We start from the raw sequence: 24,799 nt of genomic DNA on the forward strand, positions 1-24,799 counted from the left end.
TTCAGCTTCCCGCGGCGCGACAGATCGCACCGAACTCATCCGCATTCAGGGAGGCACCACCAATCAACCCCCCATCGATGTCCGGCATGCCGAACAGTTCGACCGCATTCGCTGCCTTGACGCTACCGCCGTAAAGCAGGCGAACCCCGCGGGCGACCTCGGCATTCTCTGCCGCCAATTGCGCACGGATGGCCGCATGTACTTCCTGGGCTTCTTCAGGCGAGGCGGTAAGCCCCGTCCCGATTGCCCACACCGGCTCGTAAGCCACTACGGCGCGGGAGAAAGCCCCGACGCCCAAATCTTCTATCACCGAGCTCAACTGACGCCCGACGACCTCGAGGGTCTTGCCGGCTTCGCGCTGCTCGCGGGTCTCGCCCACGCACAACACGGGAACCAGGCCACAGGATTGCGCCGCGGCGAACTTGCGACTGATGACACCGTCGCTTTCGCCCAGCACCTGGCGGCGCTCGGAGTGCCCCACCAGAACCAGGGAGCAACCGGCATCGGCCAGCTGGCTGGCAGCAATCTCGCCCGTGAGGGCGCCCTGCATCGGCTCGATCGCGCAGTTCTGCGCACCGACCGCAACCGCCTTGCCATCCAGGCCCTGAAGAACCTGGTTGATGTACAGACAGGGCGGCAGAACCGCCACGTCGACACCTGTAGGCAGAGCCAGTTGTCGCAAGCCTTTGATCAGCTCCGCAACACTGGAGCGGGTACCGTGCATTTTCCAGTTCCCGGCCACTAAGGGTCGACGCATGCTGTACCTCGCTGAGCAAAGTGGGCGCAGATGTTACTCGACAAAAATCGGACTGACAAGAGAAATCAAGCACATACCTCGGTTACGACCTTCGCCAGCTGTTCGGCGTAGGCACGCACCCGGGTCTCTTCGTCGCCCTCGACCATCACCCGCACCAGCGGTTCGGTGCCGGACTTGCGCAGCAGCACGCGGCCACGGCCGGCCATGCTTTCGGTGACGCGGGCGCAAGCCTCCTTGACCGCCGGATGCTCGATGGGATCGACGTCCTTGCCCTGGTAGCGCACGTTGATCAGCACCTGCGGGAACCTGCGGATGCCCTGGCGCGCCTCGGCGAGGGTCTGGCCGCGGCTCTTCAGCGCCATCAGCACCTGAAGCGCGGCGATGATGGCGTCGCCGGTGGTGGTGTGCTGGGCGCAGACCACGTGGCCGGAGTTCTCGCCACCCAGCTGCCAGCCGCGATCGAGCATTTCCGCCATCACGTAGCGGTCGCCGACCTTGGCCCGGGTGAAGGGGATCTGCAGGTCGGCCAGGGCCAGCTCCAGGCCCAGGTTGCTCATCAGGGTGCCGACCACGCCGCCCTGCAGGCGGTTGCGCTCCTGCATGTCGCGGGCGATCAGGAAGAGGATCTCGTCGCCGTCCACCACCGCGCCGGTATGGTCGACCATCATCACGCGGTCGCCGTCGCCGTCGAAGGCGATGCCCATGTCGGCCTGCTCGGCGATGACCGCCGCCTGCAGCGCGGCGACGTGGGTGGAGCCGCAGTTGTCGTTGATGTTCAGGCCGTTGGGCTGCGCGCCGATCACCGAAACCTGGGCACCCAGCTCGCGGAACACGCTGGGCGCGACCTTGTAGGTGGCGCCATGGGCGCAGTCGACGACCAGGCGCAGGCCGGAGAAGTCGGTGCTGGTGGGCACGCTGCTCTTGCAGAACTCGATGTAGCGGCCGGCGGCGTCGTTGATCCGCGAGACCTTGCCCAGGCGCGCGGAGTCGACCACCGTCATGGGCGTGTCGATCAGTTCCTCGATCATCAGCTCGACGTCGTCGGGCAGCTTGGTGCCCTGGCCGGAGAAGAACTTGATGCCGTTGTCGTCGTGCGGGTTGTGCGAGGCACTGATGACGATGCCCGCCTCGGCGTGGAAGGTCCGCGTCAGGTAGGCGATGCCGGGGGTCGGCATCGGGCCCAGCAGCATCACGTCGGCGCCGGCGGCCGACAGGCCGGCCTCCAGGGCCGATTCGAACATGTAGCCGGAAATCCGCGTGTCCTTGCCGACCAGCACGCGGCACTTGCCCTGCTGGCGGAAGGCCATGCCCACCGCCCAGCCCAGCTTGAGCACGAAGTCCGGCGTGATCGGCGGCGTGCCGACGCGGCCACGGATGCCATCGGTACCGAAATATTTCCTGCTCATGCTGTCAGTCCTTCTTCCTCAGCTTGTTCCACCGCATCGATCATGCGGACCACATCCACCGTTTCGGCAACGTCGTGCACGCGAATGATGCGCGCCCCCTTGGCCACGGCCAAGGCCGCCAGCGCCAGGCTGCCATACAGACGGACACCGACCTCGCGCCCCAGGGCGCGGCCGATCATGCTCTTGCGCGACACTCCGACCAGCAGCGGGCAGCCCAGTTCCAGCAGACGCTCCATGCGCCGGAACAGCACCAGGTTGTGCGCCTGGGTCTTGGCGAAGCCGAAGCCGGGGTCGAGCACCAGGCGCTCGCGCGCGATTCCCGCCGCCTCGCAGACGGCGATGCGCTCGGCGAGGAAATCATGCACCTCGGCCAGGATGTCGGAATAGCGCGGGTCGTTCTGCATGGTGCTCGGCTCGCCGCGCATGTGCATCAGGCACACGGCCAACCCGGTATCCACCGCGGCGTCCAGCGCGCCATCGCGCTGCAGCGAGCGCACGTCGTTGATCAGCCCGGCGCCCAGACGCGCGGTCTCGCGCATCACGGCGGGGGTCGAGGTGTCGACGGAAATCACCACGTCCAGTTCGCGGGCGATGGCTTCCACCACCGGCGCCACGCGCTCCAGTTCCTCGGTCGGCGACACCAGGCGCGCGCCCGGGCGAGTCGACTCGCCGCCCACGTCGATCAGGCTGGCGCCAGCCTCGACCATCGCGGCGGCGTGGCGCAACGCGACGTCGCGCTGGCTGAAGCGGCCGCCGTCGGAAAAGGAGTCCGGGGTGACGTTAAGGATACCCATGACATGGGTACGCCCTAAATCAAGAACCCGGTTGCCGCAAGGCAACCGGGTCGGGTACAGCTCGAAACTCATCTAGTGCTCTCAGTGCTCGCCGGCGGGCCCACCGATGGGGTTTTCCTTGCGGCCACCCTCGTCGCGGCTGGCTGTCGCCGAGCCGGAGGAACCGGAACCGCCGCCCTGCCAGTCGCGCGGCTCGCGCGGCACGCGGCCGGCCATGATGTCGTCGATCTGGTCGGCGTCGATGGTTTCGTACTTCATCAGTGCGTCGGCCATCATGTCGAGCTTGTCGCGGTTCTCTTCCAGCAGGCGCTTGGCGGTGCCGTAGCAGTCGTCGATGATGCGCCGCACTTCCTGGTCGATCAGCTTGGCGGTCTCGCCGGAGACGTTGGCGTGCTGGCTGCCGGCGCTGCGGCCGAGGAACACCTCGCCCTCCTCTTCGGCGTACATCAGCGGGCCGAGCTTCTCGGACAGGCCCCACTTGGTGACCATGTTCCGCGCCAGCTGGGTGGCACGCATGATGTCGTTGGAGGCGCCGGTGGTGACGCCTTCGAAGCCGAGGGTCATCTCTTCCGCGATACGGCCGCCGAACAGCGAGCAGATCTGGCTTTCCAGGGCGCGCTTGGACAGGCTGTAGCGATCCTCCTCGGGGAGGAACATGGTCACGCCCAGGGCGCGGCCGCGGGGGATGATGGAAACCTTGTAGACCGGGTCATGCTCCGGCACCAGGCGGCCGACGATGGCGTGGCCGGCCTCGTGGAAGGCGGTGTTCTTCTTCTCCTTCTCGGACATGACCATGGTCTTGCGCTCGGCGCCCATCATGATCTTGTCCTTGGCCAGCTCGAACTCGCGCATGTCGACGATGCGCTTGTTGGCGCGGGCGGCGAACAGCGAGGCCTCGTTGACCAGGTTGGCCAGGTCGGCGCCGGAGAAGCCCGGGGTGCCGCGGGCGATCACCGCCGCGTCGACGTTGTCGCCCAGCGGGACCTTGCGCATGTGCACCTTGAGGATCTGCTCGCGGCCGCGGATGTCCGGCAGGCCGACCACCACCTGGCGGTCGAAGCGGCCCGGGCGCAGCAGCGCCGGGTCGAGCACGTCCGGACGGTTGGTGGCGGCGATGACGATGATGCCGTCGTTCATCTCGAAGCCGTCCATCTCCACCAGCAGCTGGTTGAGGGTCTGCTCGCGCTCGTCATGACCGCCGCCCAGGCCGGCGCCACGATGGCGGCCGACGGCGTCGATCTCGTCGATGAAGATGATGCACGGGGCGTGTTTCTTGGCCTGGTCGAACATGTCGCGCACGCGGGAGGCGCCCACGCCGACGAACATCTCGACGAAGTCGGAACCGGAGATGGTGAAGAACGGCACCTTGGCCTCGCCGGCGATGGCCTTGGCCAGCAGGGTCTTGCCGGTACCGGGCGGGCCGACCATCAGCACGCCGCGCGGGATGCGGCCGCCCAGGCGCTGGAACTTGCCCGGGTCGCGGAGGAACTCGACCAGCTCGCTGACCTCTTCCTTGGCCTCGTCGCAGCCGGCGACGTCAGCGAAGGTGGTCTTGACCTGGTCCTCGGACAGCAGGCGCGCCTTGCTCTTGCCGAAGCTCATCGGGCCGCCGCGGCCACCGCCGCCGCCCTGCATCTGGCGCATGAAGAACATGAACACGGCAATGATCACCAGGATCGGGAAGCTGGCGACCAGCAGTTGCGTCCAGATGCTCTGCTGCTCGGGCTGCTTGCCCTCGATGACCACGTTGTTGTTGACCAGGTCGCCGATCAGGCCGTTGTCCTGGATCGCCGGACGGACGGTCTTGAAGGTATCCCCGTCCTGGCGCTTGCCAGTGATCACGTAGCCGTCGACGGTAACCCGCTCGACCTTGCCTTCCTTCACCTGTTGGATGAAGTCCGAGTAGTTGAGCGTCTGCGGCTCGCTCGGACTGGAGAAGTTGTTCATCACGGTGACCAGCACCGCCGCGATGATCAACCACAGGATCAGGTTCTTTGCCATGTCGTTCAATTGATTACCCTCTGAAGCCGGCTCCGCCCTGGAAACCGCTTCACACGACGGCCAGACTCCTGCCGGCCAAATTACTACACAACCCCTAGCGACGTAGGAGGCGTCTGTAACCCTTTATGAACCCCGGCGCGAGCCGGGACAAGCCCTACTTGCGTGCAGTGGACGGACAGACGGCCCATTCGTCGCAGTCTAGGCCCCGCGGAAGCCCCGCGCGAGCAGATATTGCTCGCGGGAGCGGTCGCGGGAGGACAGCGGCTTGCGCATCTGTACCTTCTCGAAATTCTCGCGGACCGTCTTCAGGTAGGTGTCGAAGCCCTCGCCCTGGAAGATCTTGATCAGGAAATCGCCGCCCGGTCGCAACACCCGGGCGCACAGGTCCAGCGCCAGCTCGCAGAGGAACATGGCACGGGGCATGTCCACGGCGGGCAGTCCACTCATATTGGGGGCCATATCGGAAATCACAAGGTCTACCGGATTTTCTCCGATGGCCTCGAGCAGCCGGGCGAAGACCTCGTCTTCGGTGAAGTCGCCCTGGATGAAGGTGACGTCCGGGATGCTGTCCATCGGCAGGATGTCCGAGGCGATCAGCGTGCCCTTGTCGCCGATCACCCGGCTGGTGACCTGCGACCAGCCGCCCGGCGCGGCGCCGAGGTCGACCACGGTCATGCCCGGGCGCAGGATGCGATCCTTCTCCTGGATTTCCAGCAGCTTGTAGCTGGCGCGCGAGCGGTAGCCGTCGCGTTGCGCCATCTTCACGTAAGGATCGTCGAAGTGTTCTTTCAGCCAGCGATGGCTAGTCTTGGAACGGGCCACTTGTTACCTCGTCTGAGCGGGCACCCGGTAAACCGAAACTCGGGTAGAATATCCGCCTTTTTTCCCAGGGGTCTGATTATGGCGCTCACTCAGGAGCAGAAGAAACAGTTCAAATCTATCGGCCACCACCTGAAGCCTGTATTGACCGTTGCCGAAAACGGTCTTACCGAGGGCGTCATGGCCGAACTGGAGCGTGCGCTCAACGATCACGAACTGATCAAGGTGCAGTTCCGCATCACCGAGCGCGACGACCGCCGCGTGCTGATCGACGAGCTGTGCCGGAACGGCAGTTGCGAGCTGATCCAGACCATCGGCAAGATGGCCCTGGTCTACCGCCGCAACCCCAAGCCGAACCGCAACCTGTCGAACGTCAGCCGCTACAGCGGCCTGTGACAGCATAGGCCGGGCGCCCAGGCGCCCGGCCGAGGCTCCCCGCCGGCGCTCAGCGCGCCGCGTCCCGCCCCGGTACCGGCTGCAGCACCAGCAGCACGCCGCACAGGGCCAGCACCAGGTAGTTGAACAGCAGCCAGCGCTGGGCATCCGGCGCCAGTTGGTTCACCACCAGGTAGCTCGCCACCATCGCCAGCACCGTCAGAAGCAATTGCCCGCGCATCTCGCGCCAGAGGCTCGACAGCCCCTGCGCAGTCACCAGCACCAATACCTGGAGCAGCGCGCAGAAGCCGGCGAACCCCACCAGCAACGGCGTCAGCGCGTCGGCCACCGACTGCACCAGCAGCGGCGCCAGGCCGACCTTCTGCAGCGCCGGCAGGACCACGAAACGCAACAGCCAGAGGCCGCCGACCCAGAAGGTCTGGGCCAGCAACCAACTGGCTGCGGCGGCTTTCAGCGGACGCGACTCAGGCGTGGCGGACTTCAACGATCTCGTACTCGACGTCGCCGCCCGGGGTCTTCACCAGCACGGCGTCGCCCTCGGTCTTGCCGATCAGCGCGCGGGCGATCGGCGAGTTGACCGAGATCTTGCGCGCCTTGATGTCGGCCTCGTCGTCGCCGACGATCTGGTAGGTCACGGTCTCGTCGGTCTCGACGTTGGCGATGTCCACGGTGGTGCCGAAGATCACCTTGCCGGTGTGCGGGATGGTGGTGACGTCGATGATCTGCGCGTTGGACAGCTTGGCCTCGATGTCGCGGATGCGCGCCTCGGACATGCCCTGCTGCTCGCGGGCGGCATGGTACTCGGCGTTTTCCTTGAGGTCGCCCAGCTCACGCGCTTCGGCGATGGCCTGGGTGATCTGCGGGCGCAGAACGGTCTTCAGGTGTTTCAGTTCTTCTTCCAGGGCGCGGGCGCCCTGGACGGTCATCGGGAATTTGCTCATGCGTTGATTCCTGCATGCAGGTCCTGCAGCCGGCGAACGGTCTTCTCGGGACCGAACTTGAGCGCCTCGCAGATCGCCTGCCCCGCCGCGATGGTGGTGGTGCAGTAGATCTTGTGCTGCAGGGCGTTACGACGGATCGAATAGGAATCGGCGATCGACTGGCGGCCTTCGGTGGTGTTGATGATCAGGGTGACTTCGTCGTTCTTGATCATGTCGACCACGTGGGGGCGGCCCTCGGTCACCTTGTTCACGCGACGCACCGGCAGGCCGGCCGCCTCGATCACCTTGGCGGTACCAGCGGTGGCGACCACCTCGAAGCCCAGCGCGACCAGGTCGCGAGCGACCTGCACGGCCTGCGGCTTGTCGTCCTCGCGGACGCTGATGAAGGCGCAACCGGCGTTCGGCAGGATCTCGCTGGCGCCCAGCTGGGCCTTGGCGAAAGCCTCGCCGAAGCTGTCGCCCACGCCCATGACCTCGCCGGTGGATTTCATTTCCGGGCCGAGGATGGGGTCGACGCCAGGGAACTTGGCGAACGGGAACACCGCTTCCTTGACGCTATAGTACGGCGGGATCACCTCTTCGGTGAAGCCGACTTCGGCGAGGCTCTTGCCAGCCATGACGCGCGCCGCGATCTTGGCCAGGGATTCGCCGATGCACTTGGAGACGAAGGGCACGGTACGCGAGGCGCGCGGGTTCACCTCGATCACGTAGATGTCCTCGCCCTGCACGGCCATCTGCACGTTCATCAGGCCGACCACGCCCAGCTCCAGGGCCATCTTCTTGACCTGTTCGCGGATCTCGTCCTGGATGTGCCTGGGCAGCGAGTACGGCGGCAGCGAGCACGCGGAGTCGCCGGAGTGCACGCCGGCCTGCTCGATGTGCTGCATGATGGCGCCGATCACCACGGTCTCGCCGTCGCAGACCGCGTCGATGTCCACTTCGATGGCGCAGTTGAGGAAGCGGTCGAGCAGCACCGGGCTGTCGTTGGAGACCTTCACCGCCTCGCGCATGTAGCGCTTGAGCTCTTCTTCCTGGTAGACGATTTCCATCGCCCGGCCGCCCAGTACGTAGGACGGGCGCACCACCATCGGGTAGCCGATGTTCTTCGACAGGCTCAGGGCCTCGTCTTCGCTGCGCGCGGTGGCGTTGGCCGGCTGGCGCAGGTTCAGGCGCTGGACCATCTGCTGGAAGCGCTCGCGGTCCTCGGCGCGGTCGATGGCGTCGGGGCTGGTGCCGATGATCGGCACGCCGGCCTCTTCCAGGGCGCGGCAGAGTTTCAGCGGGGTCTGGCCGCCGTACTGGACGATCACGCCCTTGGGCTGCTCGACGCGGACGATCTCCAGCACGTCTTCCAGGGTCACCGGCTCGAAGTACAGGCGGTCGGAAGTGTCGTAGTCGGTGGAGACGGTCTCCGGGTTGCAGTTGACCATGATGGTCTCGTAGCCGTCTTCGCGCATCGCCAGCGCCGCGTGCACGCAGCAGTAGTCGAACTCGATGCCCTGGCCGATGCGGTTCGGACCGCCGCCGAGGATCATGATCTTGTCGCGGCCGGACGGGTTGGCCTCGCACTCTTCCTCGTAGGTCGAGTACATGTAGGCGGTGTCGGTGGCGAATTCGGCGGCGCAGGTGTCCACGCGCTTGTACACCGGCACGACCTTCAGCTTGTGGCGGTGGCTGCGCAGGTTCTTCTCGGTCACGCCCAGCAGCTTGGCCAGGCGCGCGTCGGAGAAGCCCTTGCGCTTGAGCTTGCGCATCAGGTCGGCGTCGATGCCGGACAGGCCGAGGGTCTTGACCTTCTCTTCTTCCTTGATCAGGTCCTCGATCTGCACCAGGAACCATTCGTCGATCTTGGTCAGGGCGAAGACTTCTTCGATGCTCTTGCCGGCGCGGAAGGCATCGGCCACGTACCAGATGCGCTCGGCGCCCGGCACGGTCAGCTCGCGGCGCAGGATGCCCTCGGCTTCCGGGTCGGCCAGGTCGAGTTTCGGATCGAAGCCGGCAACGCCCACTTCCAGGCCGCGCAGGGCTTTCTGCACCGACTCCTGGAAGGTACGGCCGATGGCCATGACCTCGCCCACGGATTTCATCTGGGTGGTCAGGCGGGCGTCGGCCTTGGGGAATTTCTCGAAGGCGAAGCGCGGCACCTTGGTCACGACGTAGTCGATGGCCGGCTCGAAGGACGCCGGGGTGCGGCCGCCGGTGATGTCGTTCTGCAGTTCGTCGAGGGTGTAGCCGACGGCCAGCTTGGCGGCGATCTTGGCGATCGGGAAGCCGGTGGCCTTGGAGGCCAGGGCCGAGGAACGCGACACCCGCGGGTTCATCTCGATCACGACCATGCGCCCGGTGTCCGGGCAGATGCCGAACTGCACGTTGGAACCGCCGGTCTCCACGCCGATCTCGCGCAGCACCGCCAGGGAGGCGTTGCGCATGATCTGGTATTCCTTGTCGGTCAGGGTCTGCGCCGGGGCCACGGTGATGGAGTCACCGGTGTGCACGCCCATGGGGTCGAAGTTCTCGATGGAGCAGACGATGATGCAGTTGTCCTTCTTGTCGCGGACAACCTCCATCTCGTATTCCTTCCAGCCGATCAGCGATTCGTCGATCAGCAGTTCGTTGGTCGGCGACAGGTCCAGGCCGCGGGCGCAGATTTCTTCGAACTCTTCTCGGTTGTAGGCGATGCCGCCGCCGGTGCCGCCCATGGTGAAGGACGGACGGATGATGCAGGGGAAGCCGACCTGCTCCAGCACGCCGTAGGCCTCTTCCATGCTGTGGGCGATGCCCGAGCGCGGGCAGGCCAGGCCGATGGCCTTCATGGCCTTGTCGAAGCGCGAGCGGTCCTCGGCCTTGTCGATGGTGTCGGCATTGGCGCCGATCATCTCGACGCCGAACTTCTCCAGCACGCCGTGGCGCTCCAGGTCCAGCGCGCAGTTCAGCGCGGTCTGGCCGCCCATGGTCGGCAGCAGCGCGTCGGGGCGCTCCTTCTCGATGATCTTGGCCACGGTCTGCCACTTGATCGGCTCGATGTAGGTGGCGTCGGCCATGGCCGGGTCGGTCATGATGGTGGCCGGGTTGGAGTTCACCAGGATGACGCGGAAGCCTTCTTCCTTCAGGGCCTTGCAGGCCTGGGCGCCGGAGTAGTCGAATTCGCAGGCCTGGCCGATGACGATGGGGCCGGCACCGAGGATCAGGATGCTCTTGATGTCTGTACGCTTGGGCATGGGACTCTCGTTGCAATATTCAGGAAAGGGTTGCGCTGGCCAGCTTCACGCCGAAGCCGACGAACAGGGCGCCGACGCCGCTCGAGGCGCCGGCCGCCAGTCGTTGCCGGCGGCGGAACCAGGCCGCCAGGCGCACACCGGAAAAGATCAGGAAGCTGAGGTAGAGGGCGCTGATGACCTCGAGGATCGTGCCCAGCACCAGGAACGACACGCCGGGGTAGGCATAGCCCGGGTCGACGAACTGGATGAAGAAGGACACGAAGAAGAGGATCGCCTTGGGGTTCGACAGGCTCAGCAGCAGCGCCTTGCGGAACGGCTGGGCGACGTCCACTTCCTTCGCCGGGGCAGCCTGTTCCAGCGGCTGGCGCAGCTTCTGCAAGCCGCCGCGGAGCATGCCCAGGCCCAGGTAGAACAGGTAGGCGGCGCCGGCGTACTTCAGGCCGAGGAACAGCACCGGCTCGGCCTTGAGCAGCGAGGCGATGCCCAGGGCCGACAGCAGCATCAGGATGGCATCGCCCAGGAACACCGCGCTGGCCGCCCGGTAGCCGGCGCCGACGCCACGCTGGGCGGCGGTGGCCAGCACGAACAGCGAGTTCGGGCCCGGCAGCAGGACGATGAACAGCGTACCCAGGACGTAGGTCCAGAGGTCGGTGATTCCCAGGGTCGGCATCATCTTCGCTTACCTCTTCGCAGCCCTCAGCGACGCTCGGCCATGGCCGAGATGAAACGGTCGAACAGCGGCGCCACGTCGTGCGGGCCGGGGCTGGCTTCCGGGTGGCCCTGGAAGCTGAAGGCCACCTTGTCGGTGCGCTCGATGCCCTGCAGGGTGCCGTCGAACAGCGACTTGTGGGTGGCGCGCAGGTTGCCCGGCAGGGTTTCCTCGTCCACCGCGAAGCCGTGGTTCTGGCTGGTGATCATCACCACGCCGGTATCCAGGTCCTGCACCGGGTGGTTGGCGCCGTGGTGGCCGTGGCCCATCTTCATGGTCTTGGCGCCCGACGCCAGGGCCAGCAGTTGGTGACCGAGGCAGATGCCGAAGACCGGGATCTCGGTGTCAAGGAACTCGCGGATGGCCTGGATGGCGTAGTCGCACGGCTCGGGGTCGCCGGGGCCGTTGGAGAGGAAGATGCCGTCCGGGTTCAGCGCCAGCACTTCGCTGGCCGGGGTCTGCGCCGGCACCACGGTCAGGCGGCAGCCGCGGGCCACCAGCATGCGCAGGATGTTCAGCTTGACGCCGAAGTCGTAGGCGACCACGTGGTAGGGCAACTCGGCGGCGGGGATTTCCGGGTGGCTGTCGGTTTCCAGGTTCCACACGCTGGAGCGCCACTCGTAGCGCTCGGTGGAGGACACCACCTTGGCCAGGTCCATGCCCTTCAGGCCCGGGAAGGAACGCGCCAGTTCCAGCGCCTTCTCTTCGGTGGCGTCGTCGCCGGCGAGGATGCAGCCGTTCTGCGAGCCCTTCTCGCGCAGGATGCGCGTCAGGCGGCGGGTATCGATACCGGCGATGGCGACGGTGCCGTTTTCCTTCAGGTAGTCGGGCAGCGACTGCTTGTTGCGCCAGCTGCTGGCCAGCAACGGCAGGTCGCGGATGATCAGGCCGGCGGCCCAGACGCGGTTGGCTTCGGCGTCTTCCGGGGTGGTCCCGGTGTTGCCGATGTGCGGGTAGGTCAGGGTGACGATCTGTTGGGCATAGGAAGGATCGGTAAGGATTTCCTGGTAGCCGGTCATGGCGGTGTTGAACACCACCTCGCCGACGGTCTGACCGTCGGCACCGATGGCTTCACCGCGAAAAATGCTGCCGTCGGCAAGTGCAAGTATGGCTGGCTTAGTCAAGAAGACCTCCCGTGAATCAAGCCTGGCTGGGCGTGCGCAGGTTGTAAAAAAGCGGGATGACATCAGAAGAGGTCATCCCGCTTTTTATATGGTTCATGCTGCGCTGCTTTTAGTGGACACACTAAATCTGTAGTTTACAGAAACGCGACATAATGGTCCACCTTTTGCACGACGCGTAACGCTACCGCTGGGTCATTTTTGCCCCGTCATGCCGACGCGCGGCAGGCGCTCAGCGCAGCCCGAGCACGTCCTGCATGTCGTACAGGCCGCTGCCCTGCCCTTCCAGCCACAGCGCCGCACGCACCGCGCCGCGGGCGAAGGTCATGCGGCTGGAGGCCTTGTGGGTGATCTCCACGCGCTCGCCCTCGGCGGCGAACAGCACGGTGTGGTCGCCCACCACGTCGCCGGCGCGCACGGTGGCGAAGCCGATGGTCTCGCGCTCGCGGGCGCCGGTCTGGCCCTCGCGACCGTAGACCGCCACCTTCTCCAGGTCACGCCCCAGGGCATTGGCCACCACTTCGCCCATGCGCAAGGCGGTGCCGGACGGCGCGTCGACCTTGTGCCGGTGGTGGGCCTCGATGATCTCGATGTCCACTTCGTCGCCCAGCACGCGGGCGGCGGTGTCCAGCAGCTTCAGGCAGAGGTTGACGCCGACGCTGTAGTTGGCGGCGAAGACGATCGGGATGTCCTTGGCGGCTTCGGCCAGCAGGGCCTTCTCCTCCACGGAGAAACCGGTGGTGCCGATGACCATGGCCTTGCCGGCCTTGCGGCAGACTTCCAGGTTCTTCAGGGTCACGGTGGGATGGGTGAAGTCGATCAGCACGTCGAACTCGTCGACCACCTTCGCCAGATCGCCCGACAGCGGCACGCCGATGCGGCCCAGGCCGGCCAGTTCACCGGCGTCGGCGCCCACCAGGGTGCTGTCCGGGCGGTCGATGGCGGCGGTCAGGCCGGCGCTGCCGTTGGTCTGCTGCACCGCCTCGATCAGGTTCTTGCCCATGCGCCCGGCGGCGCCCATTACGGCTATACGTCGCATAACAGAAAGCTCCAAGCTGGAAGCCAGAAGCCGGAAGCCCGAGCCGGCCCGCTTCAAGCCTCCAGCTTCGAGCTTCCAGCCCATCACTTATAAATCGTCGAAGAAGCGCTTCATGCCTTCGAACCAGCCACTGGCGCGGGGCGAGTGGGAGGTGTCGCCCTGCAGGCTGCTGCGGAACTCCTCGAGCAGTTCGCGCTGGCGCTTGTCCAGGTTCACCGGGGTCTCGACCACCACGCGGCACATCAGGTCGCCGGCGCCACCGCCGCGCACCGGGGCCACACCCTTGCCGCGCAGGCGGAACAGCTTGCCGGTCTGGGTGCCTTCCGGGATCTTCAGCTTCACCCGGCCATCCAGCGTCGGCACTTCCAGCTCACCGCCCAGGGCGGCGTCGGCGAAGCTGATCGGCACTTCGCAGTACAGGTGCTTGCCGTCGCGCTGGAAGATGTCGTGCTCGCGCACGTTGACCACCACGTAGAGGTCGCCCGCCGGGCCGCCATGGGCCCCGGCCTCGCCCTCGCCGGTGAGGCGGATGCGGTCGCCGGTGTCGACGCCGGCCGGCACCTTGACCGACAGCGTCTTCTGCTCTTCCACGCGGCCCTGGCCATGGCAGGTGCCGCAGGGGTCGCTGATCATCTTGCCGCTGCCATGGCAGCGCGGGCAGGTCTGCTGCACCGAGAAGAAGCCCTGCTGCATGCGCACCTGGCCGATGCCGCCGCAGGTGGTGCAGGTGACCGGCGAGGTGCCGGGCTTGGCACCGCTGCCGCTGCAGGTCTTGCAGCCGACCAGGGTCGGCACGCGGATGGTCACGGTGGTGCCGCGGACCGCGTCTTCCAGGTCCAGGTCCAGGGTGTAGCGCAGGTCGGCGCCGCGCTGCGGGCCGCCGCGGCCGCCACGGCCACCGCCGCCGCCACCGAAGAAGTCGCTGAAGACGTCGCCGAAGATGTCCGAGAAGCTCGCGCCACCGAAGCCGGCGCCACCGCCGCCCATCTGCGGGTCGACGCCGGCGTGGCCGTACTGATCGTAGGCCGCGCGCCTGCTGGCGTCGGACAGGATCTCGTACGCCTCGTTGGCCTCCTTGAATTTATCCTCGGCTTCCTTGTCGCCGGGATTGCGGTCCGGGTGGTACTTCATGGCCAGCCGGCGGTAGGCCTTCTTCAGGTCCGACTCGCTGGCGCCACGCTCGACACCCAGTACCTCGTAGAAATCACGTTTGGCCATAAATTCTTTGCACCTTGAAAACCTCTCCCCCAGACACGCCGACGCGGGAGCAAGCCCCCGCGTGACGTTTCATGCGCACCGACACGCTGGTCGGTGCGCCGGAGCGCAAGCTTGCACGAGGCTTACTTGTTCTCCTTGACCTCTTCGAACTCGGCGTCGACCACGTCGTCGCCGGCCTTGTGGTCAGCATCGCCGGACTGGGCTTCGGCGCCCGGCTGCGGTTGCTCGGCGTACATCTTCTGCGCCAGCGGGGTGGACGCCTGGGACAGCGCGTTCATCTTCGCTTCGATCTCGGCCTTGTCGTCGCCCTTCACGGCGGCTTCCAGGTCGGCCAGCGCCTTCTCGATGGCAGCCTTCTCCTCGGCGGTGGCCTTGTCGCCAGCCTCGGTGACCATCTTGCGAGTCGCATGGACCAGCGCATCGCCCTGGTTGCGGGCAGCAGCCAGTTCCTCGAACTTGCGGTCTTCCTCGGCGTTGGCCTCGGCATCGCGCACCATCTGCTGGATCTCGTCCTCGGACAGGCCCGAAGAGGCCTTGATCACGATGGACTGCTGCTTGCCGGTGGCCTTGTCCTTGGCGGACACGTGCAGGATGCCGTTGGCGTCGATGTCGAAGGTCACTTCGATCTGCGGCACGCCGCGCGGCGCCGGCGGGATATCGGCCAGGTCGAACTTGCCCAGGGACTTGTTCTGCGCGGCCTGCTTGCGCTCGCCCTGCAGCACGTGGATGGTCACGGCGCCCTGGTTGTCGTCGGCGGTGGAGAACACCTGCGACTTCTTGGTCGGGATGGTGGTGTTCTTGTCGATCAGCGCGGTCATCACGCCACCCAGGGTCTCGATGCCCAGGGTCAGCGGGGTGACGTCGAGCAGCAGCACGTCCTTGACGTCGCCGGCCAGCACGGCGCCCTGGATGGCGGCACCCATGGCCACGGCTTCGTCCGGGTTGACGTCCTTGCGCGCTTCCTTGCCGAAGAACTCGGCGACGGTCTTCTGCACCAGCGGCATGCGGGTCTGGCCGCCGACGAGGATCACTTCGTCGATCTTCGACACGTCCAGGCCGGCGTCCTTCAGGGCCACGCGGCAGGGCTCGATGGTGCGCTGCACCAGGTCTTCCACCAGGGACTCCAGCTTGGCGCGGGACACCTTGACGTTCAGGTGTTTCGGGCCGCTGGCGTCGGCGGTGATGTACGGCAGGTTGACGTCGGTCTGCTGGGTCGAGGACAGCTCGATCTTGGCCTTCTCGGCAGCCTCTTTCAGGCGCTGCATGGCCAGCGGGTCGCCCTTGAGGTCCATGCCGGTCTCTTTCTTGAACTCGTCGACGAGGTAGTCGATCAGGCGCAGGTCGAAGTCTTCGCCACCGAGGAAGGTGTCGCCGTTGGTGGCCAGCACTTCGAACTGGTGCTCGCCGTCGACTTCGGCGATCTCGATCACCGAGACGTCGAAGGTGCCGCCGCCCAGGTCGTAGACGATGATGGTGTGGTCGCCCTTGGCCTTGTCCAGGCCGTAGGCCAGCGCAGCCGCGGTCGGCTCGTTGATGATGCGCTTGACGTCCAGGCCGGCGATGCGGCCGGCGTCCTTGGTGGCCTGGCGCTGGCTGTCGTTGAAGTAGGCCGGCACGGTGATGACCGCTTCGGTGACCGGCTCGCCCAGGTAGTCCTCGGCGGTCTTCTTCATCTTCTTCAGGACTTCGGCGGAAACCTGCGGCGGGGCCATCTTCTGGCCCTTGGCTTCGACCCAGGCGTCGCCGTTGTCAGCCTTGACGATGCTGTACGGCACCATCTTGATGTCTTTCTGCACGACGTCTTCTTCGAAGCGACGGCCGATCAGGCGCTTCACCGCGTACAGGGTGTTCTTCGGGTTGGTGACCGCCTGGCGCTTGGCCGGCTGGCCGACCAGGATTTCGCCGTCGTTGGCGTAGCCGATGATCGACGGGGTGGTGCGAGCGCCTTCGGCGTTCTCGATCACCTTGACGCTGCCGTTTTCCAGGATGGAGACGCAGGAGTTGGTGGTCCCCAGGTCGATACCAATGATTTTGCCCATATTCACTCTCCAGAAATTAGATTCCGTGCTGATCCCGCTGCGGACCTTGTGCTCGGTTGATTACCCAGATGGGGACCGGGTGGCGGATTTCAAGCCTTCTCGTCGATCGAAGGCGGGGTTTGCTCGGGTGCCTTGCTGACCACGACCATGGCCGGGCGCAGCAGGCGACCGTTGAGCAGGTAGCCCTTCTGGAACACCTTGACCACGCTGCCGGGCTCCAGGTGAACGCTCTCCTCCATCGCCATCGCCTGGTGGTGCTCGGGGTTGAACGGCTCGCCGTGGGGGTCGACCGGCTCCAGGTTGTAGCGCTTGAGGGTGTCGTGGAACATCTTGAGGGTCAGCTCGATGCCTTCGCGCATCGGCTTGATCGCCTCGTCGTCCGGGCTGGACATCTCCAGCGCGCGCTCCAGGGTGTCGACCACCGGCAGCAGGTCGCCGGAGAACTTCTCCAGGGCGAACTTGTGCGCCTTCTCGATATCCTGCTCGGCGCGGCGACGCACGTTCTGCAGCTCGGCGGCGACGCGCAGGCTCTGGTCCTTGGCCGCGGCCAGCTGTTCCTCGAGGTCCAGCACGCGGGCGTTCAGGTCGTCGCCGGCAACCTGTTCCGGCTGCTCGTTCAGGTGCGAATCCTGAGTCTGTTGCTCGTCAGACATGCCACTCTCCTAAAAAAGAAAAAGCCTTTGAAAACAAAGCGAACCCAATGGCTCGCGGCTCTGCCGGCTATATGGGGGCCATTTGCGCCGGTTCAAGGGGCGGGCGATGAATTGCCAGCGGCAAAAAATACTGTATAAATAAACAGACCTTTTCACCGGAGCCGCCTCCATGCTGGTTCATCTCTCCGTGCACAACTACGCCATCGTCGAGCACCTCGATCTCGAGCTCGCCGCCGGCATGACCGTGATCACCGGCGAGACCGGCGCCGGCAAGTCGATCATGCTCGACGCCCTCGGCCTGGCCCTGGGCGACCGCGCCGACAGCGGCGTGGTGCGCCCCGGCGCGGACAAGGCCGACATCCTCGCCAGCTTCGACGTCGGCGCCATCGCCGAGGCCCGCGACTGGCTCGCCGAGCGCGACCTGGAGCAGGACGGCCCGTGCATCCTGCGCCGGGTGATCACCGCCGAAGGCCGCTCGCGCGGCTACATCAACGGCACGCCCTGCACCCTGGGCGACCTCAAGGCCCTGGGCGAACTGCTGATCGATATCCACAGCCAGCACGAGCACCAGTCGCTGCTCAAGGCCGACACCCACCGCCGCCTGCTCGACGAATACGCCGGCAGCCAGGACCTGGCGCGCCAGGTACAGCTGGCCGCGCAGCGCTGGAAGCAGACGCGCCAGGAACTCGACCGCCTGTCGCGCAGCAGCGACGAACAGCGCGCCCGCCACCAGTTGCTCAGCTACCAGCTGGACGAACTGGAGAACCTGGCCCTGGGCGAGAACGAACTGGAGGCGCTGGAGGCCGAGCACAAGACCCTGAGCAACGCCGGCGCGCTGATCGGCGCCTGCCGCCAGGTGGTGGACATGTGCAGCGAAAGCGACGCCGGCAACGTGTTGTCGGTGCTGACCGCCAGCCTCAACCGCCTGACCGCCTTCCAGAGCCAGCCCGCGGCGCTGGCCGAGGCGGTCAACCTGCTGTCCAGCGCGCAGATCCAGGTAGAGGAAGCGGTGGGCGAGCTGAACCGTTTCGTCGACAACTTCGATGCCGACCCCAGCCGCCTGCAGCTACTGGAAGAACGCATGGACGCCATCTACAGCCTGGCCCGCAAGCACCGCGTGCAGCCCCACGACCTGCAAGCCCTGCAACAGCGCCTGCTGGAGGAACTGGAGGCACTGAACGCCGACGACGAAGCCGCGGAACGCCTGGGCGAGGAACTGGCCGCCTACGAGCGCCATTACCAGGAAAAAGCCGCGGAACTCAGCGCCCTGCGCCGCCAGGCCGCCCCGCAGCTGGCCACCCTGGTGGAAACGGAAATGCAGCGCCTGGGCATGCCTGGCGGGCGCTTCGCCATCGAACTGAGCGACGCCCCCGCCGACGAGCCCCAGGCCAACGGCCTGGAGCAGCTGGAATTCCTGGTCAGCGCCAACCCCGGGCAGCCGCTCAAGGGCCTGGCGCGGGTCGCCTCCGGCGGCGAACTGTCGCGCATCAGCCTGGCCATCCAGGTGATCACCGCGCAAACCTCGCGCACGCCCACCCTGGTCTTCGACGAAGTGGACGTCGGCATCGGCGGCCCCACCGCGGAAGTGGTCGGCCAACTGCTGCGCCGCCTGGGCGAAGGCGGCCAGGTGCTGACCGTCACCCACCTGCCGCAGGTCGCGGCCCAGGGCCACCAGCACCTGTTCGTGCACAAGGAGCGCGGCAGCAGCGAAACCCGCACCGCGGTGGCCAACCTGAAGAAGGCCGAACGCATAGAAGAGATCGCCCGCATGCTCGGCGGCGTGGACATGACCAAGGAATCCCTGGCCCACGCCCGCAAGATGGTGGACCGGGCGCTGCAGGGCTGAACGATCGCGAACAAAGCCCTACGAACACGGCGGCTTCTCGTAGGAGCAGGCCCTGCCTGCGATTCGCGCGCAGGGCGCGCTCCTACAAGGGCACGGCGCATGGGCAACCTGTAGGAGCGGATCTCATCCGCGAATCGCGCCGAGACCTCCGACTATCGCGGACAAGGTCCGCTCCTACCGCATGAGCGAGCATGGCTTTTCGTAGGATGGTGTTGAGCGAAGCGATACCCATCACCACCACCGCATGGGTTTCGCAAGCTCAACCCATCCTACGAAAAGCGCCTCGGCGCAGACAGTTGCGCCTACGCGCCAATCTCACCTGAAATCCCCCTGAAAATGAAAACGGCGGCCCCAGGGCCGCCGTTTTCCGTTCGTTGCAAGGCTTTATTTCTTCTTGCGCACGTACAGGACCAGGTTGTGGTCCACCAGCTCGAAGCCGCGCTCCTTGACGATTTCCTTCTGGCGCTTCTCGATCTCGCTGTCCATGAACTCGATGACCTCGCCGGTATCCACGCAGACCATGTGGTCGTGGTGGCCGCTGTCGGCCAGTTCGAACACGGCGTGGCCGCCGTCGAAGTTGTGGCGCACCACCAGGCCGGCTGCCTCGAATTGGGTCAACACGCGGTACACGGTGGCCAGGCCGACATCCTCGCCAGCCTCCATCAGCGCCTTGTAGACGTCCTCGGCGCTCATGTGGCGTTGCTCGGCGGAATCGAGCATCTGCAGGATCTTGACGCGCGGCAGGGTGACTTTCAGGCCGGCCTTGCGCAGTTCGCTATTTTCAACCATGTGTGCTTTCTCGGCGCGGAATGCTTCGCAGCATCCTTCAATGCGGGTATGATCGGGGTTTCGTCGCCCAGCCAAGATAGTGGAAGTCACCCCCCGATGCAAAACACCAAGCTCATGCTGACCAGTCTCGCATTCGCAATGGGACTAGCCGCACTCGCCGGTTGTTCGTTCCCGGGGGTCTACAAGATCGACATCCAGCAAGGCAACGTCGTAACACAAGACATGATAGACCAACTGAAGCCGGGAATGACCCGTCGGCAGGTGCGTTTCATCATGGGCAACCCGCTGATCGTGGATACCTTCCACCCCGACCGCTGGGACTACCTGTACAGCATCCAGCCCGGCGGCGGCCAGCGCCAGCAGGAGCGCGTCAGCCTGATGTTCAACGGCAACGACCAGTTGATCGGCCTGAACGGCGACTTCCGCCCGGGCGTCAGCCGCGACGAGGCCATCCTCGGCAAGGAATCCACCCCCGCTTCACCCGAGCAGCCGCAACAGCAGAAGCCGGAGCAGCCCAAGGAAGAGCCGGCCAAGCCGGGCTCGGTGGAAGAACAGCTGCAGCGCGAAGTCGACGAGGCCAAGCCGGTCGCCGTGCCCACCCCGGAACCGCTGGAAACCAATCCGCAGTAACCGGCACATCCATGAAAAAGCCCGGCATCGACCGGGCTTTTTCATGTCCGCGTGTTTCGCTCAGCCCTTTCTGGCCTTGGCGCGGGCGGCACGCTGCTTGCGCACTTCCTTGGGGTCGGCGATCAGCGGCCGGTAGATTTCCACCCGCTCGCCCTCCTCCAGCACCCGGCCGTCCGGGTCGGCGACCGCCTTGCCGAAGATGCCCAGCGGGCTGTCGAGCACGTCCAGCTCGGGGAACTGCGCAGCGATGCCGGACAACCTCACCGCCTCGCGCACCCGCGTGCCATAGGGCACACTCAGGCGCAGCAGGCGCTGGCGCTCGGGCAGCGCGCAGACCACCTCGATGGCGATGCTGCGCTTATCAGCCATACAGCTGCTTGGCGCGCTGGCAGAAGGCGTCGACCATGGTGTTGGCCGCCTGGGTGAACAGCGGCCCGAGGGTCGCCTTGACCAGGGCGCCGGCGTAATCGAAGGTCAGGTCCAGGGTGATCTTGCAGGCCTTGTCGCCCAGGGCCTTGAAGGTCCACACGCCGTGCAGCTCGGAGAACGGGCCGTCCTCGAGGTTCATCTCGATGCTCTGCCCGGGCACCAGCACGTTGCGCGTGCTGAAGCGCTGCGACAGGTTGCCCTTGGCCACACTGAGCTCGGCGCGCATCGCCGTTTCGCTTTCCTCCAGCACCTTGCTCGCCGAGCACCAGGGCAGGAACTCCGGGTAGCGCGCCACATCGTTGACCAGGTCGTACAGCGCCTTCGCGGGATAGGGCAGCAGGGCCGAACGCTGGATATGCGTGCTCATAGGGGTCTCGCTTCTTCAGTGGCGGACGCCGGCGAACCGGCCTCCAACGGTACGAAAAACAGCGCGCATTCTCCGAGATTAGCCACCCACCCTCAAGCGCGCATCCCGCCGCACCCGGAATTGGTCGTCCCCGATGGCGGCGCGACGAGCGACTCCCTATAATGCGCGGCCTATGGCTAAACAGAAGAAACACCCCCAGGGGACCATCGCGCAGAACAAGAAGGCTCTGCACGACTACTTCATCGAGCAACGCTTCGAGGCGGGCATCGCCCTGGCCGGCTGGGAGGTCAAGAGCCTGCGCGCCGGCAAGGCCCAGTTGGTCGACAGCTACGTCCTGCTCAAGGACGGCGAGGCCTGGCTGCTGGGCAGCCACATCACCCCGCTGACCACTGCCAGCACCCACGTGATCGCCGACCCGGTGCGCACGCGCAAGCTGCTGCTGCACAAGCGCGAGCTGGGCAAGCTGTTCGGCGCGGTGCAGCAGAAGGGCTACGCCTGCGTGGCGCTGTCGATGTACTGGAAGAAGCACCTGATCAAGTGCGAGATCGCGCTGGCCAAGGGCAAGAAGGAATACGACAAGCGCGACACCGAGAAGGAACGCGATTCCAATCGCGAGATCCAGCGCGCCATGCGACACGGCAAGGACGACTGACGCCAGGCTTTTCGTAGGATGGGTGGAGCGAAGCGATACCCATCACCGTGACAGCATGGGTTTCGCCAAGGCTCAACCCATCCTACGAAGCTGACGCCAGCCCCCGCTTTTCGTAGGAGCGAGCTTGCTCGCTCCTGCAGGTTCCTGCCGTTAAACCCCCAGCCTGCGCTGCGCCCGCTCCAGGCGCCGCACTTCGTCCTGTGCCTCCTCCAGCACTTCCCGCACATAGGAAATGTGCCGGTGGGAAATCTCCCGCGCCTCTTCCGCCCGGCCCTGCATGATCGCGTCGTACAGCTCGCGGTGCTGGCTCATCAGTTGCTCGCGGGTTTCCGTGCGCTGGGCGTACATGCCGCCGATGTTGGTCACCACGTTGTGCTTGAGCAGGTCGAACAGGCCGCGGATGGTATGCAGCAGCACGGTGTTGTGGCTGGCCTCGGCAATGGCCAGGTGGAAACTGGCGTCGGCCGCCCCCTCCTCCTCGCTGACCTTGTCGTTGCGCTGATAGCAGGCCTGCAGCGTCTCGAAGGCGCTGGTCAGGCGCTGGTGGTCCACCTCGGTGGCGCGCAGCGCGGCGTAGTAGGCGCAGGAGCCTTCCAGGGTGTGGCGGAACTCCAGCAGGTCGCGCTGCGCCTCGGGGTTGCTCTCCAGCAGGTGCAGCAACGGGTCGCTGAAGGTCGAGCCCAGGGACTGCGCGACATAGTTGCCGCCGCCCTGGCGGCTGACCAGCAGCCCCTTGGCCACCAGCTTCTGGATCGCCTCGCGCAGCGAAGGCCGCGACACGCCGAACTGCTCGGCCAGCACCCGCTCGGCCGGCAGGCGTTCGCCCGCCTTGAGCGTGCCCTCGAGGATCATCGCCTCCAGACGCTCGACGATATCGTCCGACAAGCGGCGCTGCCGTACCTGATTGAAAGCCATCTTTTCCCCACCTCTCGGCCCGCCTGGCGGAAGGCCCCGTTTCGCAGGGGCGGCAGCCTAACCAGCGGCGCCCACCACAACAAGCCCGGCGATCGCCTGGATCGCCCGGTCCGACAAAAGTTGTAGCGCCGCAAATTGACAGCCTACAGGGATGCTTTTACTCTGAGCGCTCGCTTTTGTAAATTGGTATTACCAATTTTCGCGAGATACGCCGAGACGGTCGTCCGCCTGCCGCCAACCCCGCCCGGGGCGGCGCCAAACCCACGACACGGCGCAAGACTAGACTCCAATCAAAAAACAATTAGGAGCCAAAACAGCATGCAAACCTGGCAGCAGATCTATACCCCGCTCGGCAGCCTCGGCCTGTCCGCGCTGGTCGCCGTGATCCCGATCGTCTTCTTCTTCCTCGCCCTCGCCGTGTTCCGCCTCAAGGGCCACGTCGCCGGCACCATCACCCTGATCCTCTCCATCGTCGTCGCCATCGCCGCCTACGGCATGCCGGTCGGCAAGGCCCTGGGCGCCGCGTTCTACGGCTTCCTCTACGGCCTCTGGCCGATCGCCTGGATCATCGTCGCGGCGGTGTTCCTGTACAAACTGACGGTCAAGAGCGGGCAGTTCGAGATCATCCGCAGCTCGGTCCTGTCGATCACCTCCGACCAACGCCTGCAGGTGCTGCTGATCGGCTTCTCCTTCGGCGCCTTCCTGGAAGGCGCGGCCGGCTTCGGCGCGCCGGTGGCGATCACCGCCGCCCTGCTCGTCGGCCTGGGCTTCAACCCGCTATACGCCGCCGGCCTGTGCCTGATCGCCAACACCGCGCCGGTGGCCTTCGGCGCCCTGGGCATTCCGATCATCGTCGCCGGCCAGGTCTCGGGCATCGACGCCTTCAAGATCGGCGCCATGGCCGGCCGCCAGCTGCCGCTGCTGTCGCTGCTGGTGCCGTTCTGGCTGGTGTTCATGATGGACGGCCTCAAGGGCGTGAAGGAAACCTGGCCGGCCGCCCTGGTCGCCGGCGGCAGCTTCGCCGTCAGCCAGTACTTCACCTCCAACTTCATCGGCCCGGAACTGCCGGACATCACCTCCGCGCTGATCAGCCTGGTGTGCCTGACCCTGTTCCTGAAAGTCTGGCAACCGGCCAACGCCGTCGAAGTGGTCGGCGTCTCCGGCGGCGCAGCCGTGGTCGGCGGCGGCAACGCGCCGCGCTCCGAACCCTCGCCCTACAGCACCGGCGAGATCATCAAGGCCTGGTCGCCGTTCCTGGTGCTCACCGTGCTGGTCACCATCTGGACGCTGAAGCCGTTCAAGGCCATGTTCCTGCCCGGCGGCGCGCTCTACAGCCTGGTGTTCAACTTCCCGATCCCGGGCCTGGACCAACTGGTATTCAAGGGCCCGCCGATCGCTGCCGCCGCCACCGCGCTGCCGGCCGTGTTCAAGTTCGACCCGCTGGCCGCCACCGGCACCGCGATCATGATCTCCGCGATCGTCTCGATGTTCATCCTGCGCATCGCCGCGAAAACTGGTCTGACCACTTTCAAGGAAACCCTGGTCGAGCTGAAGTGGCCGGTGCTGTCCATCGGCATGGTGCTGGCCTTCGCCTTCGTCACCAACTTCTCCGGCATGTCCACCACCCTGGCCCTAGTCCTGGCCGGCACCGGCGCGGCCTTCCCGTTCTTCTCGCCGTTCCTCGGCTGGCTGGGCGTGTTCCTGACCGGTTCGGACACCTCGTCCAACGCACTGTTCGGCGCCCTGCAGGGCACCACCGCGCACCAGATCGGCGTCAACGACACCCTGCTGGTGGCCGCCAACACCACCGGTGGCGTGACCGGCAAGATGATCTCGCCGCAATCCATCGCCGTGGCCTGCGCCGCCACCGGCATGGTCGGCAAGGAATCCGACCTGTTCCGCTTCACCCTGAAGCACAGCCTGCTGTTCGCCGCGGTGATCGGCGTGATCACCCTGCTGCAGGCCTATGTCTTCACCGGCATGCTCGTTCACTAAGCTGTACCTGCCGGGTCCCAGCGCTACGGGGCCCGGCCTTCACCGTCCACCCCAACCGGTGCCCT

At 66.0% G+C, this 24,799-nt stretch carries 23 protein-coding genes; 5 read left to right on the forward strand and 18 right to left on the reverse strand.

Annotated elements, in window-relative coordinates:
* Position 1 precedes the first annotated feature (1 nt).
* From tpiA to rlmE, 5 genes are all read right to left on the reverse strand, one after another.
* A complete protein-coding gene (gene tpiA / locus PcP3B5_RS26355) occupies positions 2-757 on the reverse strand; it encodes a triose-phosphate isomerase (RefSeq protein ID WP_009613048.1) in 756 nt (251 codons plus the stop codon).
* Between the two features lie 65 nt (positions 758-822).
* Complete coding sequence (glmM, locus tag PcP3B5_RS26360; RefSeq protein WP_009613051.1) at positions 823-2,163, reverse strand: phosphoglucosamine mutase; 1,341 nt, start codon at positions 2,161-2,163, stop codon at positions 823-825.
* A complete protein-coding gene (gene folP, locus PcP3B5_RS26365; RefSeq protein WP_061562803.1) occupies positions 2,160-3,029 on the reverse strand; it encodes a dihydropteroate synthase in 870 nt (289 codons plus the stop codon). Before folP ends, glmM begins: the two co-directional genes overlap by 4 nt.
* Positions 3,030-3,038: 9 nt before the next feature.
* On the reverse strand, positions 3,039-4,958 hold the full coding sequence (gene ftsH / locus PcP3B5_RS26370) for an ATP-dependent zinc metalloprotease FtsH (RefSeq protein WP_024128095.1): 1,920 nt from the start codon (positions 4,956-4,958) through the stop codon (positions 3,039-3,041).
* 198 nt (positions 4,959-5,156) lie between these two features.
* The gene (rlmE, locus tag PcP3B5_RS26375; RefSeq protein WP_009613054.1) at positions 5,157-5,780 is read right to left on the reverse strand and encodes a 23S rRNA (uridine(2552)-2'-O)-methyltransferase RlmE; all 624 of its coding nucleotides are present in this window, start codon (positions 5,778-5,780) and stop codon (positions 5,157-5,159) included.
* A gap of 78 nt (positions 5,781-5,858) precedes the next feature.
* On the opposite strand from rlmE, the gene PcP3B5_RS26380 reads away from it, so the two are divergent.
* Positions 5,859-6,173, forward strand: coding sequence for a YhbY family RNA-binding protein (locus PcP3B5_RS26380; protein ID WP_061562804.1), 315 nt, complete (start codon positions 5,859-5,861; stop codon positions 6,171-6,173).
* Positions 6,174-6,222: 49 nt separating this feature from the next.
* On the opposite strand, the gene PcP3B5_RS26385 is transcribed toward PcP3B5_RS26380, so the two are convergent.
* The 9 genes from PcP3B5_RS26385 to grpE form a co-directional block, all read right to left on the reverse strand.
* Positions 6,223-6,627 (reverse strand): hypothetical protein, encoded by a 405-nt coding sequence (locus PcP3B5_RS26385; protein WP_024128096.1) that lies wholly within the window; start codon positions 6,625-6,627, stop codon positions 6,223-6,225.
* A gap of 10 nt (positions 6,628-6,637) precedes the next feature.
* Complete coding sequence (gene greA, locus PcP3B5_RS26390) at positions 6,638-7,114, reverse strand: transcription elongation factor GreA (RefSeq protein ID WP_009613057.1); 477 nt, start codon at positions 7,112-7,114, stop codon at positions 6,638-6,640.
* Positions 7,111-10,332 (reverse strand): carbamoyl-phosphate synthase large subunit, encoded by a 3,222-nt coding sequence (gene carB / locus PcP3B5_RS26395; protein WP_009613059.1) that lies wholly within the window; start codon positions 10,330-10,332, stop codon positions 7,111-7,113. Before carB ends, greA begins: the two co-directional genes overlap by 4 nt.
* 19 nt (positions 10,333-10,351) lie before the next feature.
* Positions 10,352-11,002 carry a leucine efflux protein LeuE gene (leuE, locus tag PcP3B5_RS26400; RefSeq protein ID WP_099049140.1) on the reverse strand — a complete coding sequence of 217 codons (651 nt, stop codon included), beginning with the start codon at positions 11,000-11,002 and terminating at the stop codon, positions 10,352-10,354.
* A gap of 26 nt (positions 11,003-11,028) precedes the next feature.
* A complete protein-coding gene (gene carA, locus PcP3B5_RS26405; protein WP_043269001.1) occupies positions 11,029-12,165 on the reverse strand; it encodes a glutamine-hydrolyzing carbamoyl-phosphate synthase small subunit in 1,137 nt (378 codons plus the stop codon).
* Between the two features lie 229 nt (positions 12,166-12,394).
* The gene (dapB, locus tag PcP3B5_RS26410; RefSeq protein WP_009613065.1) at positions 12,395-13,201 is read right to left on the reverse strand and encodes a 4-hydroxy-tetrahydrodipicolinate reductase; all 807 of its coding nucleotides are present in this window, start codon (positions 13,199-13,201) and stop codon (positions 12,395-12,397) included.
* Between the two features lie 87 nt (positions 13,202-13,288).
* Positions 13,289-14,419 (reverse strand): molecular chaperone DnaJ, encoded by a 1,131-nt coding sequence (dnaJ, locus tag PcP3B5_RS26415; RefSeq protein ID WP_009613066.1) that lies wholly within the window; start codon positions 14,417-14,419, stop codon positions 13,289-13,291.
* 122 nt (positions 14,420-14,541) lie between these two features.
* Positions 14,542-16,458, reverse strand: a complete 1,917-nt coding sequence (dnaK, locus tag PcP3B5_RS26420) for a molecular chaperone DnaK (RefSeq protein ID WP_009613067.1) — start codon at positions 16,456-16,458, stop codon at positions 14,542-14,544.
* An 89-nt stretch (positions 16,459-16,547) separates the two neighbouring features.
* Positions 16,548-17,111: a nucleotide exchange factor GrpE gene (gene grpE, locus PcP3B5_RS26425; RefSeq protein ID WP_009613068.1), complete on the reverse strand. Its 564-nt coding sequence runs from the start codon at positions 17,109-17,111 to the stop codon at positions 16,548-16,550.
* 169 nt (positions 17,112-17,280) lie between these two features.
* Here grpE and recN point away from each other — a divergent pair, with 169 nt between their 5' ends.
* The gene (recN, locus tag PcP3B5_RS26430; RefSeq protein WP_061562805.1) at positions 17,281-18,957 is read left to right on the forward strand and encodes a DNA repair protein RecN; all 1,677 of its coding nucleotides are present in this window, start codon (positions 17,281-17,283) and stop codon (positions 18,955-18,957) included.
* A 384-nt stretch (positions 18,958-19,341) separates the two neighbouring features.
* Here the strand turns inward: recN and fur are convergent, their stop codons facing one another.
* Positions 19,342-19,746, reverse strand: coding sequence for a ferric iron uptake transcriptional regulator (gene fur / locus PcP3B5_RS26435; protein WP_009613072.1), 405 nt, complete (start codon positions 19,744-19,746; stop codon positions 19,342-19,344).
* A gap of 96 nt (positions 19,747-19,842) precedes the next feature.
* Here fur and PcP3B5_RS26440 point away from each other — a divergent pair, with 96 nt between their 5' ends.
* Positions 19,843-20,376, forward strand: coding sequence for an outer membrane protein assembly factor BamE (locus PcP3B5_RS26440; protein ID WP_043268997.1), 534 nt, complete (start codon positions 19,843-19,845; stop codon positions 20,374-20,376).
* A gap of 60 nt (positions 20,377-20,436) precedes the next feature.
* Here PcP3B5_RS26440 and PcP3B5_RS26445 read toward each other — a convergent pair whose 3' ends face one another.
* Both PcP3B5_RS26445 and PcP3B5_RS26450 read right to left on the reverse strand, forming a co-directional pair.
* On the reverse strand, positions 20,437-20,745 hold the full coding sequence (locus tag PcP3B5_RS26445; RefSeq protein ID WP_061562806.1) for an RnfH family protein: 309 nt from the start codon (positions 20,743-20,745) through the stop codon (positions 20,437-20,439).
* Positions 20,738-21,172, reverse strand: coding sequence for a type II toxin-antitoxin system RatA family toxin (locus PcP3B5_RS26450; protein WP_043268992.1), 435 nt, complete (start codon positions 21,170-21,172; stop codon positions 20,738-20,740). Before PcP3B5_RS26450 ends, PcP3B5_RS26445 begins: the two co-directional genes overlap by 8 nt.
* 172 nt (positions 21,173-21,344) lie before the next feature.
* Between PcP3B5_RS26450 and smpB the strand changes: the two genes are divergently transcribed.
* Positions 21,345-21,824, forward strand: coding sequence for an SsrA-binding protein SmpB (gene smpB / locus PcP3B5_RS26455; RefSeq protein WP_043268990.1), 480 nt, complete (start codon positions 21,345-21,347; stop codon positions 21,822-21,824).
* A gap of 150 nt (positions 21,825-21,974) precedes the next feature.
* Here the strand turns inward: smpB and PcP3B5_RS26460 are convergent, their stop codons facing one another.
* The gene (locus tag PcP3B5_RS26460) at positions 21,975-22,739 is read right to left on the reverse strand and encodes an FCD domain-containing protein (RefSeq protein WP_009613080.1); all 765 of its coding nucleotides are present in this window, start codon (positions 22,737-22,739) and stop codon (positions 21,975-21,977) included.
* A gap of 318 nt (positions 22,740-23,057) precedes the next feature.
* Here PcP3B5_RS26460 and PcP3B5_RS26465 point away from each other — a divergent pair, with 318 nt between their 5' ends.
* The gene (locus tag PcP3B5_RS26465; RefSeq protein ID WP_061562807.1) at positions 23,058-24,734 is read left to right on the forward strand and encodes a lactate permease LctP family transporter; all 1,677 of its coding nucleotides are present in this window, start codon (positions 23,058-23,060) and stop codon (positions 24,732-24,734) included.
* The last annotated feature ends 65 nt before the right edge of the window (positions 24,735-24,799 follow it).

The sequence above is a fragment of the Pseudomonas citronellolis genome, from assembly GCF_001586155.1.
Lineage (GTDB): Bacteria > Pseudomonadota > Gammaproteobacteria > Pseudomonadales > Pseudomonadaceae > Pseudomonas > Pseudomonas citronellolis.